Genomic DNA, 16318 nt, shown 5'->3' on the forward strand with positions numbered 1-16318 from the left:
CGCGTCGCAGCCCGCCCTCTTTGCTTGCTTTCGGCGGCGGCTCCTTTTCCCCGCACGACCCGTTCCCACTGGGCTCGTACGGGGCTTCCTGCCGCCTTTGCTCCGCGCGCCGTTCCTCTCAATAATTTCGCTTATTTCCGCTTATCTTTCCAGTCTGTCTTTATAGTCTGGCGGCTTCGCGCGATCGCAAAGGCGTTATTCGGAATATCTTCCGTGATTGTGGAACCCGCCGCGATATACACGCCTTCTCCCACGCTGACCGGAGAGATCAGGTTGGTGTTGCAGCCGATAAACGCATCATCGCCCACCGACGTACGGAATTTGTTTTTCCCGTCATAATTTACGACCACAACGCCGCAGCCCACATTGATCCCTTTGCCAAAATCGGAATCCCCGATATAGGTAAGATGCGATACCTTGGTTCCGTCTCCGATCGTCGAATTTTTGATCTCTACAAAATCCCCGATCCGGCAATGGCTGCCAATATGCGAACCCGGACGCACATACGCATTGGGTCCAACGGTAGAATGCTCACCGATCTCCGCTTCCAGAACAACCGAATTTTGCACCTGCGTGCCGTTTCCAACAACGCTGTCCCTGATGCGCGAACCGGGATAAAGAATCACGTCTTCGCCGATCCGCGTATTCCCCTCGAGGGTTACGTTCGGATAGATAACCGTATCCTGCCCGATCTCGCAGTCTGCGTCAATATAGGTGTTTTTCGGATCGATCAGCGTTATGCCGTTACGCATATGCCGCGCGAGGATCCGTTCGCGAAGAATTTCAGATATCTGCGCAAGCTGCGCCCGGTCGTTCACGCCCATACATTCACGCGCATCCTCCGCAATATACGCGCCCACTTTTTCGCCTTTCGCATTCAGCAGGCCAACGATATCCGTAAGATAGTATTCCCCCTGCGCGTTTGCCGGTTTGATTTCCTTTAAGCATTCCAGTAAAAACGGCGTACCTACACAGTAGCACGAGGCATTGACCTCGGTAATTTCGCGTTGTTCCTGCGTCGCGTCCTTTTCCTCTACGATGGCCGTTACGTCTCCCAGCTCATTGCGCAGGATCCTGCCGTATCCATGCGGATTCTCCAGTTGTGCAGTGAGCATCGTGCAGGCATAATTGCCCTTCTGCGCCGCATCCACAAGCGCACGCACCGTTTCCGCACGCAAAAGCGGCATGTCTCCCGCAATAATAAGCGTATATCCATCAAAATTTTCCAACTCCCGCGCCGCGCACATCACCGCGTGCCCGCTGCCCCTCCGCTCTTCCTGTTCCACATAAGCGGCCGCGCCGCCAAGGCGCGCTTTTATTTCGTCCATTCCCCGGCCGCATACAACGGTACACTTTTTGATATCCACTCCGCGCACCGCATTTACGACCCACTCAAGCATACTGCGTCCTGCCGCCTCATGCAGAACCTTCGGCATCTTCGATTTCATGCGCGTACCCTCGCCCGCAGCGAGGACCACCGCCATACATTCTTTCATAATTGCTTCTCCATCCCAAATAACTTTTTGGCCTAACCTTATTTATTATACACAAAAGCGCTTTCCTGTGCAAAACAAAAAAGGCCCCTCCCCAAGGGAAGGGCCTGTTTCTGGGGCTCAAAAATCTTCGCGTGCGGCGGCCATTTCTTCTTCCGGCATGTTTTCGTATTCTTTAAGTATAATCTGCTGGATCATCTCGCGCGTATCCGAATTGATCGGGTGCGCAATGTCTTTATACTCGCCGCTCGGCGTTTTCCTGCTGGGCATCGCAATAAACAGGCCGCTGGCACCTTCGATGATCTTCATGTCATGGATCACAAACATATCGTCAAACGTCACCGAGACGATCGCCTTCATTTTGCCCGTGCCATCAATTTTTCTGATGCGAATATCTGTAATTTCCATTCTTCAATCCTCCACCTTGTTGTTAGACCATGCCGCTCTAAGAAGCGGCGCTAAGCAAATCCACCCCATTGATTTTACTCAATTTTAATCTAGCACATTTCGCGTAAAATTGCAACTATAACGCATCAGCAAGCCGAAATCTCTATTTTAGTCTCGCTCAGTTCTTCCAGTTCAAAGATCGCCTTATATCCGTTGATTCGTTTTTTTTGCGGATAGCGGTTCACGATGGCGGCGCCCACGCCCACCACCTCGATACTAAATTCGGCGAGCATGTCGCAGATCGCTTTTACGGTGCCGCCGCCTGCGATAAAGTCGTCGATCACAAGGGCGCGCGTTTCTTCCTTTATCATTCGTTTGGAAAGCGACATTGTTTGCAGCCGCCGGGACGAACCCGAAAGATAGTTGATCGAAAAAACCGAGCCGTCCGTCAACTTGCTCTCTCTCCGCGCAATGGCAAGCGGCAGGTTCAAAATGCGCGCGACGCTCATCGCGAGCGGGATGCCTTTGGTCTCGACCGTCACAATGAAGTCCGCCTTCGCACCCACGAACCATTCCGCCATGATCTGCGCCATTCCATCCACATAATACGGCGTGCAGAACAAATCCGCGATATACATATACCCTCCCGGTAAAATACGCGAGGTGTCCCGCATCTTCTCCGTCAGCTCCTTCACGAGCAGCATGCGCACATTCGCGGGCATCTGCGGCACGTAACGGATTCCACCGTGCGCGCCCGCAACCGTCTCCACCCGGCCGATTCCCATATCCGAAAACACCCGTTTAATCACCGCCGCGTCCTCGGAAAGGCTGGATTTCGCGGCGCCAAACATTTCCTGAAAAAATTTAAGCGAATAGAGTTTATTTGGATTTTTTGCGAGGATAGCGCACATGGCCGCGATCCTTTGCTTTTTGTTTTGCATTTTCCCACTCCCTATACGGACAATTCCATGACGTGATCGTCCATCACAAAGCCGCCGCCGATCTCTTTGCAAATATCCTCCGTATTTCTAAAACCAAGATGCTCATAGGCCGCAATAGAGGAAACATTATTTTTGGCAACAGTGAGCCAGATAGCCCGAAGCCGAAGGCTCCGCGCCATTTCACGCACCTCGTTTACCACATCGCGCGCATATCCTTTTCCACGGTATTCTTCCAGAAGGTAGATTTTGCTGAGGAACATCTTGCCCTGCGGATTGTTGGGCTCTACCGCAGCATAACCCATATTAACGCCAAATGCGCGGATCAGGTAATATTCGCAGCCCCGGGCGTCCGCCTCCTTGATGGCGGGCACCGACTGGAAATGCTCCAGCATATATTCGATCTGTTCGCCCGATATTACTCCCGCATAATGCTCCCGCCAAATAGTATGCGCAAGGTCTGCCACCGCGAGAAATTCACGTTCACGGCTCACGCGTTTCAGCTTTGCTTTTGCCTTCATCGCGCATTCCAATCGCGAAGGAACGCTTGTACGCTGCGGTCTCCCGTCGCTTCCGCATCCTCCGAAAAATAACAGGCAGGCAGTTGGCCAAGCTCCCTGTGGTATTTTACGCACTCGCAGCACATACCCATTTTCGAGCAATGGAACGAACAATTGCACATAGTCTTGTTTTGTTCCTTCTTACATTCCATTTGAAACACCTCATTTACGCTTTTTTTTGAAATACGAACTGAGCAGCTGCGCACATTCCTCTTCAAGCACGCCGCCCGTAACTTCCGGCTTATGGTTCAGTTTCCCTTCGGCGAGGTCATACAAGGTCCCAAAGGCCCCTGCCTTTTTATCGTACGCGCCGAAAACGATGCGTGGAATCCGTGCATTGATCGCCGCTCCAGCGCACATCGGGCAGGGTTCGAGCGTCACATATAGGGTGCATCCGGGGAGCCGCCATCCACGAAGCGCTTGCGCCGCCTCTGCAATCGCGCTGACCTCCGCATGGCAAAGTGGATTTTTGTCCGTCTCCCGGGTGTTATGCGCAGCCGCAATCAGCGCCCCGTCCCGCACGATCACCGCCCCGATGGGAACCTCGTCCATTTCCTCTGCGAGCAACGCCTGTTCGATCGCGGCGCGCATCCATTTTTCGTCATCCACCAGTGCGCCCTCCTCCGCTTGTTTCCAGCGAGGAAAATGCCTGGAAGCCTTTTTCGAAAGAATCCCGTGCTTCTTCATAAAAAACGGATGCGGAAGCCTCATCCTCTTCCGCGGCGTCCATGCCCTCCCGCAGGGAATGCGCCGTACGGATAAAATTTTCATTGATCTTCCGTATTTCCCCGTCTTCCGTATTGAACACCGAGAGCTCACGCGCCAACGTTTTCATATCCGCCTTTACATAAAGAGTCAGCCCGCCATCTTTCATTTGCTGCAAACCCGTCTGCAGGCGGGTGATCGCATCCAGATCATTGATAAAATTATCATATTTATCGGCAGGCGTAAGCGAGCAGGCGCTAAACGCCAGCAATAACGCAATCACAATGCCGAGAAGGGACTTTTTCAAGCCGCTGTATTCCTCCGCTCTTTTTTCTTTATTATACGAATTTCATTATGATATTGCAATTGGCGGCGCTTTTTGGTAAAATAAATTCCGTCGCACGGAGGAGTATCGAAGTGGTCATAACGGGCGCGACTCGAAATAATGTCCACTATGCACAATAATTGAATAATACTGTATGGAGCGGTAGCGAAGTCTGGCCGTAACGCGCGTGACTCGAAATCACGTTATCCGCAAGGGTACGTGGGTTCAAATCCCACCCGCTCCGCCAAAATCCCGCATAGGCAAAGGGTTTATGCGGGATTTCTTTTTTTCTTCCGATAAATAATCAGTTACAATACACACATCTAAACTTGCCAATTTTACGTTTTTAGAGCATCTGCTAATATACATCTCATACATAATTTTTGCATTTTTGTTGCCCGATTGTTGCCCAAATCTCACGGTAACATATGAAATTCTATACAAGGATATATAAACTTATTCTTTAAAGCTCCATATCTCTACTCGCTTTTGCAATAGGCTTTTCTTTCTTTTGTTCGCTCTTTTCCATATGCAGCGCATTATGATAAGTTTCAAGCACCGTCTGTTTTCTTTCAAGTCGTACATCAACATATTGTGCTGTTACAGCTTCTAAGTTTGAAGAAATTCCCAATGTCATTCCTACACCCTTTAGAGTATGTCCCAATATTTCACCGACCGAATAAAAATCCCCCGTAAGCTGATACATATTGGTTGCCGCCGTATGTCTAAGATCATGAAAGCGGATATGTGGCATATCAAATTTTACTAACACCTTTCCAAAATTGGACGATAACCTACTCGCATTTAATGGCGCGCCGTCCGGTCTACTTACCACTAAATCATTATCGTAATATTCTTGTCCTGCACTTTTCAACAATTTTTTTTGCTTCTGTTGATTCTCAAATTGACGTAAAAAATATTGCATTGTTGTATCTGTGATAGGTAATATACGCCCGTGCGATTTTGGCGGGGCAAATTCTTTGATGATATTCGTTTTTGGTGGCACTTTGAAAGGGAGTTGTTCGATTACGCTAAACGTCTTGTTTTCAAAGTCAACATTGCGCCACCTTAGCCCTAGGATTTCACTTCGCCTTAGACCATACATACCCCCAAGCATGACAGACATTTCCCATTCTGTACCATATGTATTTGCCATAAAAAGTTGCATCTGCTCAACTGTGTATGGGTCGGGTGTTTTTCCATGTTTCCCGAATTTGGTAATGATATCGCGGGCAGGATTATATTCAATATAACGATACTTTCTCGCGTGTTCCATTGCAACGCTCAAAATTCGTTGTGTGTAACGAACCGAACTATGCGAAAGCCCTTTTGCATATAACTTACTGAAAAGGTCATCCAGCATAGCACCTGTTACTTGATTGATCGGAACACTACCAATATACGGCACAATATGATTTTTAATATACCCTCTATATCCGTATAACGTGCTGGGCCGCAAGTTAGCCTTTCCATGCTTTTCGACCCAATCCTCCATATACTCTTTGACTGTCTGTTTACCGTTCATTACCAATAGCGGTGTATAGGACGGCTTTTCAAGTTTCACTTTCATTTCGGCTTCGTGTTTTTCAGCTTGTGCCTTTGTTGGGAATCCGCGCTTACCATATGTTTTACGTTCTCCGTTTGTCATATATTTAATGTAAACGTCGTATACAGTCCCCGGTTTTCCCGTTAAAACACCCTCGGCATTTCTCCTGTTCTTTACTTTTCTTGATGATATAGCCATTATGAATTATCACCCCCTTTCGTTTTTGAATGAGCGTAAATCTTTGCTCTTTCGTAATAATCCCATATTGCTCTATCCGTCAATAGCCGATGACTTCCATTCGGTAAATATTCTAACTCACCTTTATCCATGAGTTGACGCAATTTGTTTGCTCCCAAACCGCAAACGGTACTCATTTGCTCGACCGTTTTAAAAAATGGTAAAGGTTGTATATCCTGCTTTTTATCCTTTTTCACCAAAAGGCACAACACCCCCCGATTATATTTTTTAGCAAACAGACGGCTGCGGGTCGGGCAGCTCCACGGGGTTATGTTGCCCCCTTGCATGGTTCTCATGCAACCGCCCCCATTGCGTGATAAGCTGTGGCTGGGCGGGAGTATCATTATTACGGCTTTCTGATCGTCGCACAAGCAGACTGCGCTTGCTTCCGTCAAGGTGTTAATCGCTCATGTCACGGCGCACCTTTCGGCTGGCTCCCAGCATACCGAATGTATCTGATTGCTTGTATGAAATTGTCAATGTGCTGCTGTATGTCAATCTAAAAGACCGCGCTATATAAGTGCGCTCTTGTAGAGTGGCAAACAAAAGCCCGCGACCGGGCAAGCGTGGAAAGGGGAACACGCACCCAGTCGCGAGCATAGAGTTAAGCGGCTTTAAATTTGAGAATTTGGGTTATCAGTTTTGTTTCAAGCCTGCGCTTGACTTCTTCATTTACGCAAAAATAAGGCAGACCGTTTTCATCAAAAAGTTGCTGAAAAGCTAAAGAGGAAACGTACCCCTTATAGTGCGCTAACACGGCGTTGATAGCGTCAATATCACCCGCCGTTGCAGCCAAAATGACAGAATATGGAATCAGGCTACAATCAACTTTTCCCACTATAATTTCACTTCCTCTCTATAATCTTTTTGAGTTTTTCTAGTGTGCTTGCCCTGCGCTTCGTGACCGTGCGACGCATAAGGCTTAACAGTTTCCCAATTTCTCGGTCGGTCATATCGAGGAAATAGAACAACAAAATAATGTTGCGCTTATCCTCTGGCAAGGCGTTCAGTGCGGCGGCTATTACTTCATCGGTTATCTTGATTTCATTTCCCAAAACGGAAAACACATATTCATCAAGCGCATACTCATCATAAGCCGTTAAAGCCGCAATCTGTTCAAGCTCCTGTTCGGATAGCATTTCTAAAGATATTTCGCGGTCACGCTTTCTTTTCAAGATAATAGTTGCGTGCTTCATTGCGAATTACTTTTTTGCAGTAGCTATCAAACTGTCCTTGAATCCGCGCCCTGTCGCTGGATTGAGGGTTCAGAAGATCACCCCCTTTCTACTACAATAATTTATGGATAGGATATGGCAGCCAGCCATACGCCTTTCCATCCCATAGTCTAAGCTACAATAAGGGGAGTAATTGGTCTGACGACTCCTTTCTTGGGTCTACACGCCCGTACGTGAGACAGTCAGCCATCCTCTTGTTGCAGCGTTCGTTTTGCAGGTAGAGCCACCACTCGTGCGTTCGTGTCACTCAGTAGATTGAATAGGCAATGGGTAAGAGATGGGCACCGATTACAATACATCAATCAGGAGGAATACTTATGAACGCTGTCGGTATCGACATTTCCAAAGGCAAGTGCATGGTTGCTATCCTGCGTCCCTTCGGTGAGGTGGTTGCTTCACCTTTTGAAATTCAGCACACCGCTCATGAACTCAGACGTTTGGTTGAACGTCTGAAAAGTTTGGACGGTGAAACCCGCATTGTTATGGAGCATACTGGCAATTACTATCTGCCTGTCGCCAGGCATCTGCACGAAGCCGGCCTCTATGTGTCCGTTGTCAATGCTATTCTTGTACATGACTACGGTCAAAATTCCCTTAGACGGGTCAAAACGGACAAGATAGATGCTGTTAAAATCGCCAGCTATGCTCTAAGCCATTGGCTTGATCTTCCGCAATATGCGCCGGAAGAAGACGTTCGCCACATGCTTAAAACCTGCGCCCGCCAGTGCAACCAGTACGTTAAGCAGAGTGTTATGCTTAAAAATAGCCTCATCGCTTTGCTTGACCAAACCTTTCCGAGTGTCAACATGCTGTTCTCCAGCCCGCCCCGCAAGGGGGACGGTCACGAAAAATGGATTGACTTCGTGGGTAAATTTTGGCATTTTGAATGCGTCAACAGCCTTTCCAAAAACGTTTTTACCCAGCGCTATCAAAAATGGTGCAAAAGAACAGGTTACAACTTTCTTTCCACTAAGGCCGCTGCCATCTACGATTTCGCCTGCATACAAGTCAGTACACTGCCTCGAAGCACCTTTGCCAAACAGCTTATTACTCAAGCTGTGTCGCAGCTTAACTCCCTATCGGAAACGCTGGCTCTGATTCGGCAGCAGATGCTTTCCCTTGCCTCCGGCTTGCCGGAATTTCCTGTTGTCATGGCTATGCAAGGGGTCGGCAATGTGTTAGGACCTCAACTCATGGCTGAAATTGGCGATGTGCGACGTTTCAACCGTAAGCAGTCGCTGGTTGCTTTTGCCGGTATCGACGCACCGCCTTTCCAGTCCGGCGCCTTTGAAGCACAGAGTACCGGCATTTCCAAACGAGGTTCTTCCTCACTCAGAAAGACGCTTTTTCAGGTCATGGACTGCCTGCTCAAACACGCGCCCTCTCATGATGCTGTATTCCAATATCTTGACAAAAAACGCGGCGAGGGTAAGCATTATTACGTCTACATGATGGCAGGAGCCAACAAGTTCCTGCGTATCTACTACGCACGGGTTAAGGAGCATCTAGGCAGTTTGGCGGTTCAGTAGCCCACATATTCTTTTTGCTTGGCTTACCAGCTTATTTCAGGGTGGTTTTATTTGATGTTCCATTTTTTACCTTTCATTTTTTATTCATTTCCGGCTTGACTTTTCTTTGCAGGTCTCGCGTCCGCAAGGGCGGTGAAATATCCCCTTTCACTTACTAGCACAATTTGAAAATGGAAAAAGGAACCATTTTTCAAAAAAAGTTGAAAAATTTTTTGAGAACCATAAAAAAAGACGATTGTATTAAATACAACCGCTGCTTTCGTTGTTGTGATTACAAAGGTGTTATGAATTTGCCCGATGCAGTTTGCTACCCCGTCACGCGATAGCAAACGATGCTAAAATTATACGGATTTCTCATAAGCCGCACCCACACCGACCACTTAAAACAGCTATGCAACTGTTCATTAAATCATTTAATAGATTTCCAATTATCTCGTTAGATGTTCTTATATGCCGGTATAGCCCTTAACTTCGGGCTTTTCCGGCATTTTTCCTATCGGAAGAACCTCACAAACATTCTTATTACCCCTCATGTTTTCGTTCTCAAACGTAGTACAAACAGTAGTACATTCTGCGTATCTTATGCGGCCTTGGATTCCTGGGCGCTCTCTGACGCAGGCTGCGCGTTGACTGCGGCGGCGGTCTGTGACTTGGCTTGCAGCCGTTCCATTTCCTCCTGTGCGGAATGGAACGTGGCGTGGGCGTAATAGTTCAGCGTCATAACGATATTGGAATGCCCCATAATGTACTGCAATGCCTTGGGGTTCATGCCCGCATTTGCCATTCTGGTACAGAATGTATGCCGCATGGTGTGTGGCGTCATGACCTCCGGCAGCGGTTCCGCATGGAACTTGTTGAACTTCTTGGCAAGGCCCTGAAACATGGAATCATAGTTGACAGCCGCTTTCGGCAGTCCGTCCCGATTTAAGAACAGGAATCCCTTATACCCGTCCACCACAACGCCTTTGCCGTCCTTTCGCCTGTGCAACACACGCTGAAATGCTTTGTAGGCCGCTGCGCTCATAGGCACCTGGCGATAACCGCTGTCTGTCTTTGGCGCTTCGATGTAGTAGCCGTCCTCGGTGCTTCTCAAAAGCTGGTGGTCTACATTCACAAACCGCTTGTCAAAATTCAGGTCGGCAGGCGTCAGGCCGCAGAGTTCGGAAACGCGAAGTCCGGTTTCCAGCAGAATCAATACCTCGTCATAATACTTGGCATAAACGGGGTCACTCTGCATGAAGCCCAAAAGCTCCTTTTCCTGTGCAGGGGTAAGCGGCACCTTTGGTACGGTATCGTCGTTGATAACCTCATTGATCTGGAAGTCAAAGGGATTCTTGCGGAGGCAATCGTCCTGTACGGCCATGTGAAAAATGGCTTTCAGGGAACGCTTGCCGTTGCAGATGGTATGATAGGCCACGCCCTTTTCCTGCATACGCAAGGCCCATTCTTTGGCGTCAGACAGCTTCACGCTGTCGATGCTGGCCCCTCCGATTTTATCCTCGGACAGAAGTTTCATTAACTGCTGGCGGCTCTTATGGGTTCCCCGTTTCACATTGCCCCGCTGCCGGATATACTTTTCATATAGCTGGCACACGGTCATTTTCTTACCGATGGTGTCAATCCCATCGTCAAGGTCTTTTTGTATCTGCTTGATTTTCTCACGCAGAGAAATATCCGGGCGTTTTCCGGCAGGGATTTTGTCCGTAGGGACTAACTTCCATGAGTACACAAACTTCGGTTCTCCAAAGGTATCCGTATATTTGTAGGCGTATCTTCCGTCTGTTCGCTGGCTCTCTCCAGATTTCAAAAGGCGGCCTTTGCTGTCCCGCCTTTTTTCATCTCGTTCTTTTTTTGACATTTCGTCATGCTCCTTTCCATGACGGAAAGAGCCTTGACACGCTTTAAGAGTATTATAGCATAGTCAAGGCTCTTTTTCACTAGATTGTGTCAAGAGAATCAATGATTTTTTCAAATTTTTGCCGTTTGATCTGGATGCGGTTGCCGTTCAAAATCACCCAGCCAGCGGATGGGTTTTCCTCGGCAAGCCGACGCAGTTTGTTTTCTCCAATGCGAAAATATTTCGACGCTTCCTCAATGGTAAGCGTATACTTTTCCCAAATAGGCACATCGTTATTACTCATAATATGGCCTCCTTCTGTTCAAAGCAAAGGTTCCTTGTAAATGTGGGCAAAACACGGACGGCTGGCGGCCCAGCTCCACGGGCTTTTCACCCCCGTGTGGTTCTCACACGGCCCTACCCATTGCCTGTGACGCTTTTAACGCTCGGACTGTGGCTGTAAGGGAGTATCATTGTCCTGCCTGCACGTCATCGCCCATAAGCAGCTACGCTTATTTTGCGGCTGGGTGGTTGTCGCTCCGCTGTTTTCGTAGAAACCAGCATCATGGCGCACCCGCCGTCCGGCTCGGTGTAGACAGAATGTGTCCGTATGCCCTATGACGCGCCGCCATTGTCCTGCGGGCGTATTTGTCAAGGTACATACATCAGCCACCGAGCCGGCGGAAATGCGGAAAGAGAGTAATAAGACATTTCCGTTACCGTGGCCGGGTCGTTACTTCAAGGCAACGATGATGGAATGAATGAGCTTGATTTCCAAACGGTGCTTCATATACTCGTCCACGCACACATAGGGGATGCCGTTGCTGTCATACAAGGTGCGGATGCAGAGCTTGTTTATGTAGTCCTCATAGTACCGCAGCACTTGCTCCATAGTCATTGCATCCCCAGCGTGGGCAGCTTCCATCACCGAAAGGGGAAGAAGCTCTCTGCCGTTGAATGTAGGTTCCTTCATCCGCGTTTACCTCCCTCTGGCATGAACGCCATCAATTTCATACGCAACTGTTTCAGGGTCCTTGTCCTGTGACGCTGTACGGCGCTGCGGGACATTCCCATGAGGCTGCCGATTTCTCCGTCTGCCAAATCCAGAACACAGTGCAAAATCAAAATGCTTTGTTCCTGTTCCGGCAGGCTGGCGAACGCCTCGGCTACAAGCTCGTTGTCGATCAGCAGGTCATACCCATACGACGAAAAAACGTAGCTGTCGCTGGGGTAATCATCCACGACTGAGAGCTTGTCCATTTCCTCTTGTGTCAGAGCATCCAGCGACTTTTCACGTTCGCGGCGATGCGCCATCTCCGACCAGTAGCTTTTAGCCTCATTGCGGAGTACCGCTTTGCAGAAAGCATCATAGCGGTGCCGCAGGATAAAATCATTGCGGGGGATCGTTTCCATCTTTTCACCCCCTTTCTGTGGGGGATTTCGGTGGTTTTCTCCCTTTCCGCCAAAGTTACTGTTGAAAGGCCTCCAGCTACCCGCCAAACACCACTTTTTTAAAAAAATTTTGAAAAAGTGTTTGACCGATAGAGCGGGCCGAAGGAAATAACAAAATTCGCCCGGAAGGGCATAAACCCTCCGGGCGAACAAAAAAATAGTATGATATTTTATTGCATACGCAAATTCATGGTTCCGGCCACATTTCCCACGGGCCGGGGGATGTTTTTTTTAACGGTGTTACTCCCATTTCCGTTGGTCGATATCCCGTTCTACACATGACGGCTCCCTCCTGAAACCGCCAATGGGATCAGCGTTAGGGGGAATTGCTCCCATCCAATACCTTACGAACCGCGGTGTGGTTGCTCGGGGCGATCCGGCTGATGTAATGACGGCCTGATTGCGCAACGTTCCTTTGGTTTGATGTTCCATCTTTCACTTTCTCCATTTTTTTAGAAAATAACTTCGATACAAAATCCAAGGACAACAAACAGTAAAATGCTGATAATCGTTCCAACTCTCGTCATGATCTGATACTTTGTAAACTTCTTATTTCGCACAAATGTAATCCCTCGCATTCTCAATAAATGTATCTAATATCAATTCGCAATCTGTAAACTTGTATTGTCTTGCACTTTCTATATCTTGATTTAAGAAAATAAAACCGATGCATTTATCGTAGGTTCCAAGATAATCAAAAACAGATTGTATGTATTCATTGCGAACTTCATCACTGGTGCTATGCTCCGCGATCTCTCCAAAAATAATTGGCTTATTATATGCTTCCAAATAGTCTCTTTGACCTTCATTTTCATAGAATTGCTGAAAACTCTCACGGGAATCCAATGTGTTATTCAATGTCAATCCGACATAATCAACATACTCATCACCTGGATAATATTTCGTTGTGTATTCGTCTGCCCTGTTGGGAGACCATACCCACTTAACATTGGGAGCATATTCCCTACCCAAGTTCACAATGTGAACCCAAGCGTTTACATATGCGTGAGCATCATCTGTTTGCCAACTGTACCAACCAGATTTGTAAGAGGGCCTCATTTCCATTTCATGCGCTAATCGAACAAAAAGTTCTGTATTGGCTCTGTTATCCGAAGAGAGTTTCTTAAAATATTCAATAATTAAATCATCATAATACCCGTCAGAAACCAATTTTAAGTCCCAGTCGGTAGGCTGCAAAGTGATAAACGCTATATATTTATTGTCGTCTAAACATAAAGAAATCTTGTAATCACTTGTCTGATCAAAACGATCAAACCAAGCTAAAGTATTGATGCTGTCAGCTAAAACATCAGTCTCTTCGGGGCCTTGAACATAAACGCCCAAATATCTTTGTCCCTCTGTAATAGGATAATATTCAGACTCGACAACTGAGGATTCTGTTACAATAGATTCCGTAGTTGGTTCTTCCAGTGTAGCTTGACTATTACTCGGAGCCTCAATAGACGCAATGCTGTCAGAGCCATCGGCCTTCTCGGTATCGACAGGCTGTTCGTTGCAACCAACCCATAATATAAATATAGCAGCCGCGAATATACAAATGCAATTAAGGAACTTCCGCTTTATCATTGTCCTCCTCCAATTTCCGGGTGCCCCATTCCATATCGTCAGAGCAGAGCATAAGGCCTAGCAATCGGATAGGAACCATGACAACAGTTAAAACAAGGATGAATACTGGAAGCAGTAATGTATAATACCACTTCACACTTCTCATAACCTTAATATTTCGTGAACCAAAACTAATGATACAACCAAGAAGAATAAAGAGAATGATCTGCCACCATGGAGCGGTATATGCCAATGTTGGAATCGCGCAGCCAAGTATATTTAACACCTTGCAAATTATAGTATTGGCATAAACGCTAACCAGCATCATCGGACTAATCATATCTGACCAGTAAATAAAGCACATCAGCTTGGCGTTTTTTAACATCCAAGGAGTCATTCTCAGATTGTTATACTGTGAACCTTCCGACCATCTTAACTGCTGCCTGATAAATTTTTTCCATTCGGTGGGCGCATCTGTATAAATTACTGAGGTGTCTTGCATAACTGTTTTGTACCCCTTTCGGAGCGTCAGGTTTGTGAGGCTTCTGTCATCGGATACTTCTTTGTGAAATCCCATGAATGTCTCATTCATAAAGTCATACATCACATCTATCAAAATCTGAGTACGGAAAGCAATTGTCCTGCCGGGAAGGCAGCCCACTTTGCCTGTAACGCTCATTGCTTTCATCGTTCCTTCAGCTCTGATCTCTTCAAGCAAATTTGCAAACATGGTTACGAGTTTGCGGTCAGGATCAAGTATTTTCTGTCTGGTTGTAACACCGCCAATTTTTTGATCACAAGCAAAAGGCTTCAGCAACTCGGACAAAGTATCCTCTGTCCATACCGTATCACTATCCACAAGCACTGTTATATCGGAATTCGGATTAATGTGCTCCATTGCCACACGGATCCCATTTCTCTTACCGGCAACAGGTGTATAATAATGCTGAACAGGAGTAAAGCCAATTGGTAAATTCCTGTTGAAATCTACACACAGGTTTTCAAGCCCCTCGTTTTTTGGCCCATTAATGACAACTATAATCTCAGACGGATTCTGGCGTGCTATTTTCATCAGAACACTATAAAATAGATCTAATGGTTCGTCAACGACTGGGAGCAGCACCGATGTAAAATAATTTATTTCTTTATCTTCATAATCATATGGCTTATATCGAATAGCATGGAAAAATACTATTCCCCATCGAATGAAAATGAATGCGAAGAAAAACATAAAGAGGTGAAGGTTATGAGTTTTGATATAATCCTCGACCATCAAGAAAAATGTGTACATTACAATCACCGCCTCGCCGGGTCAATCTCTTCCAAAGATATCTCTTGTATAAACCTTATACATAACTTCCGAGAGTTCACTGGAAACTCTATTAGCAACAATAACATCACATGAACGCTTAAACTCCGCAAAAGAATGTACAACCTTATAACCCATAAACTCTGCGGCATCGCCTAATAAGGGTTCATATATTACAATTTCTTGTTTTTCTTTGGAAAGCCCCTCCATAACACCCCAAACAGCACTTGAACGGAAATTGTCAGAATTAGACTTTGCCGTTAAGCGGTAAATACCAACTGTGCCAGGATGTTTATTCAGAATTTCCTTTATGACATGGCCTTTTTTGGTGTGGTTTGCCTGACACACAGCGGTAATCAAATTTTCAGGAATATCATGAAAACTTGATTTCAACTGCTTTGTATCTTTCGGGAGGCAATATCCGCCATAGCCAAAAGATGGATTGTTATAATGCTTACCAATTCGAGGATCATGACAAATTGCATCTATGATGTTCTTTGTACTTAACCCATTCATTTCTGCAAAGGTATCCAATTCGTTAAAGAACGCAACACGCATGGCTAAATAAGTATTAGCGAAAAGTTTAGCGGCTTCTGCTTCATCAAGCCCTATAATCAAGACGGGAATATCTTCTTTATTTGCGCACTCTTGCAAGATGGTTGAAAAAACCTGTGCATGGATAACCATAGCAGGGTCTGCAATATCTGTACCAACAACAATTCTGGAAGGGTACAAATTGTCGTATAGGGCTTTCGTTTCTCTTAAAAATTCAGGGGAAAATAGAATGTGGCTGGTGTTATATTTTTTTCGCACACTCCTTGTATACCCAACAGGAACCGTACTTTTGATGATCATAATGCAATGATCATTATTTGCCATACAAATTTCTATGGTGGAATCAACCGCATGAGTATCAAAGCTATTGGTTTCATCCTCATAATTAGTAGGTGTTGTAATAATTACATACTCGGCGTCTTTATATGCTATTGCCGTATCTACAGTGGCTGTCAAATTTAGTTTTCTTTCGGCAAAAAACTTTTCGAGATATACGTCCTGAACGGGAGAAATACGGGAATTAACTTTCGCAACCTTTTCTTCATCAATATCAAGCACTATTACTTCATGCTTTTGGCCTAACAGAGTGGCAAGAGATAACCCCACATAACCTGCGCCTACAACAGTAATTTGCATAGCATTCT

Annotated in this window: 19 protein-coding genes and 1 tRNA gene; 2 read left to right on the forward strand and 18 right to left on the reverse strand. The window is 46.5% G+C overall.

The genetic code is table 11. From position 1 onward, the window contains the following. Window positions 1-131: 131 nt before the first annotated feature. From glmU to B1H56_RS06870, 7 genes are all read right to left on the reverse strand, one after another. The gene (gene glmU / locus B1H56_RS06840) at window positions 132-1496 is read right to left on the reverse strand and encodes a bifunctional UDP-N-acetylglucosamine diphosphorylase/glucosamine-1-phosphate N-acetyltransferase GlmU (protein ID WP_066523499.1); all 1365 of its coding nucleotides are present in this window, start codon (window positions 1494-1496) and stop codon (window positions 132-134) included. 117 nt (window positions 1497-1613) lie between these two features. Then, window positions 1614-1901 (reverse strand): septation regulator SpoVG, encoded by a 288-nt coding sequence (spoVG, locus tag B1H56_RS06845; protein WP_066523500.1) that lies wholly within the window; start codon window positions 1899-1901, stop codon window positions 1614-1616. Window positions 1902-2026: 125 nt separating this feature from the next. Beyond that, on the reverse strand, window positions 2027-2821 hold the full coding sequence (purR, locus tag B1H56_RS06850) for a pur operon repressor (protein ID WP_066523501.1): 795 nt from the start codon (window positions 2819-2821) through the stop codon (window positions 2027-2029). Between the two features lie 11 nt (window positions 2822-2832). Next, complete coding sequence (locus B1H56_RS06855) at window positions 2833-3339, reverse strand: GNAT family N-acetyltransferase (RefSeq protein WP_066523502.1); 507 nt, start codon at window positions 3337-3339, stop codon at window positions 2833-2835. After that, window positions 3336-3530, reverse strand: coding sequence for a DUF6485 family protein (locus B1H56_RS06860; protein WP_066523503.1), 195 nt, complete (start codon window positions 3528-3530; stop codon window positions 3336-3338). Before B1H56_RS06860 ends, B1H56_RS06855 begins: the two co-directional genes overlap by 4 nt. Before the next feature lie 10 nt (window positions 3531-3540). Then, the gene (gene tadA, locus B1H56_RS06865) at window positions 3541-3987 is read right to left on the reverse strand and encodes a tRNA adenosine(34) deaminase TadA (protein WP_258107093.1); all 447 of its coding nucleotides are present in this window, start codon (window positions 3985-3987) and stop codon (window positions 3541-3543) included. Next, entirely contained in the window at window positions 3980-4390 is a 411-nt protein-coding gene (locus tag B1H56_RS06870) for a hypothetical protein (protein WP_066523504.1), read from the reverse strand. Before B1H56_RS06870 ends, tadA begins: the two co-directional genes overlap by 8 nt. Window positions 4391-4564: 174 nt before the next feature. Between B1H56_RS06870 and B1H56_RS06875 the strand changes: the two genes are divergently transcribed. Beyond that, window positions 4565-4655: transfer RNA gene (locus B1H56_RS06875), tRNA-Ser, on the forward strand. Between the two features lie 216 nt (window positions 4656-4871). Here the strand turns inward: B1H56_RS06875 and B1H56_RS06880 are convergent. From B1H56_RS06880 to B1H56_RS06895, 4 genes are all read right to left on the reverse strand, one after another. Then, window positions 4872-6152 carry a site-specific integrase gene (locus B1H56_RS06880; RefSeq protein WP_066523505.1) on the reverse strand — a complete coding sequence of 427 codons (1281 nt, stop codon included), beginning with the start codon at window positions 6150-6152 and terminating at the stop codon, window positions 4872-4874. Next, the gene (locus tag B1H56_RS06885) at window positions 6152-6487 is read right to left on the reverse strand and encodes a DNA-binding protein (protein ID WP_242861814.1); all 336 of its coding nucleotides are present in this window, start codon (window positions 6485-6487) and stop codon (window positions 6152-6154) included. The genes B1H56_RS06880 and B1H56_RS06885 overlap by 1 nt, the downstream gene beginning before the upstream one ends. A 308-nt stretch (window positions 6488-6795) precedes the next feature. Further along, the gene (locus tag B1H56_RS06890) at window positions 6796-7029 is read right to left on the reverse strand and encodes a helix-turn-helix domain-containing protein (protein WP_242861813.1); all 234 of its coding nucleotides are present in this window, start codon (window positions 7027-7029) and stop codon (window positions 6796-6798) included. A 7-nt stretch (window positions 7030-7036) separates the two neighbouring features. Next, window positions 7037-7387, reverse strand: coding sequence for an RNA polymerase sigma factor (locus tag B1H56_RS06895; RefSeq protein WP_082770994.1), 351 nt, complete (start codon window positions 7385-7387; stop codon window positions 7037-7039). A gap of 356 nt (window positions 7388-7743) precedes the next feature. Here B1H56_RS06895 and B1H56_RS06900 point away from each other — a divergent pair, with 356 nt between their 5' ends. Continuing rightward, entirely contained in the window at window positions 7744-8955 is a 1212-nt protein-coding gene (locus tag B1H56_RS06900; protein WP_066523776.1) for an IS110 family RNA-guided transposase, read from the forward strand. A gap of 580 nt (window positions 8956-9535) precedes the next feature. On the opposite strand, the gene B1H56_RS06905 is transcribed toward B1H56_RS06900, so the two are convergent. The 7 genes from B1H56_RS06905 to B1H56_RS06945 all read right to left on the reverse strand — a co-directional run bounded on the left by B1H56_RS06905 (window position 9536) and on the right by B1H56_RS06945 (window position 16310). Then, window positions 9536-10813: a site-specific integrase gene (locus B1H56_RS06905; protein WP_002566647.1), complete on the reverse strand. Its 1278-nt coding sequence runs from the start codon at window positions 10811-10813 to the stop codon at window positions 9536-9538. Between the two features lie 79 nt (window positions 10814-10892). Next, window positions 10893-11096, reverse strand: a complete 204-nt coding sequence (locus B1H56_RS06910) for an excisionase (RefSeq protein ID WP_002566648.1) — start codon at window positions 11094-11096, stop codon at window positions 10893-10895. Between the two features lie 429 nt (window positions 11097-11525). Next, window positions 11526-11765 carry a helix-turn-helix domain-containing protein gene (locus B1H56_RS06920; protein ID WP_066523738.1) on the reverse strand — a complete coding sequence of 80 codons (240 nt, stop codon included), beginning with the start codon at window positions 11763-11765 and terminating at the stop codon, window positions 11526-11528. Then, entirely contained in the window at window positions 11762-12205 is a 444-nt protein-coding gene (locus B1H56_RS06925; protein WP_002566650.1) for an RNA polymerase sigma factor, read from the reverse strand. Before B1H56_RS06925 ends, B1H56_RS06920 begins: the two co-directional genes overlap by 4 nt. 588 nt (window positions 12206-12793) lie before the next feature. Next, a complete protein-coding gene (locus B1H56_RS06935) occupies window positions 12794-13831 on the reverse strand; it encodes a glycoside hydrolase family 26 protein (RefSeq protein ID WP_066523734.1) in 1038 nt (345 codons plus the stop codon). Beyond that, on the reverse strand, window positions 13809-15101 hold the full coding sequence (locus B1H56_RS06940; protein WP_066523732.1) for a glycosyltransferase family 2 protein: 1293 nt from the start codon (window positions 15099-15101) through the stop codon (window positions 13809-13811). Before B1H56_RS06940 ends, B1H56_RS06935 begins: the two co-directional genes overlap by 23 nt. A gap of 21 nt (window positions 15102-15122) precedes the next feature. Further along, window positions 15123-16310: a nucleotide sugar dehydrogenase gene (locus B1H56_RS06945; RefSeq protein WP_066523731.1), complete on the reverse strand. Its 1188-nt coding sequence runs from the start codon at window positions 16308-16310 to the stop codon at window positions 15123-15125. Window positions 16311-16318: the final 8 nt, after the last annotated feature.

The sequence above is a fragment of the Christensenella minuta genome (genome assembly GCF_003628755.1).
Classification (GTDB): Bacteria; Bacillota; Clostridia; order Christensenellales; family Christensenellaceae; genus Christensenella; species Christensenella minuta.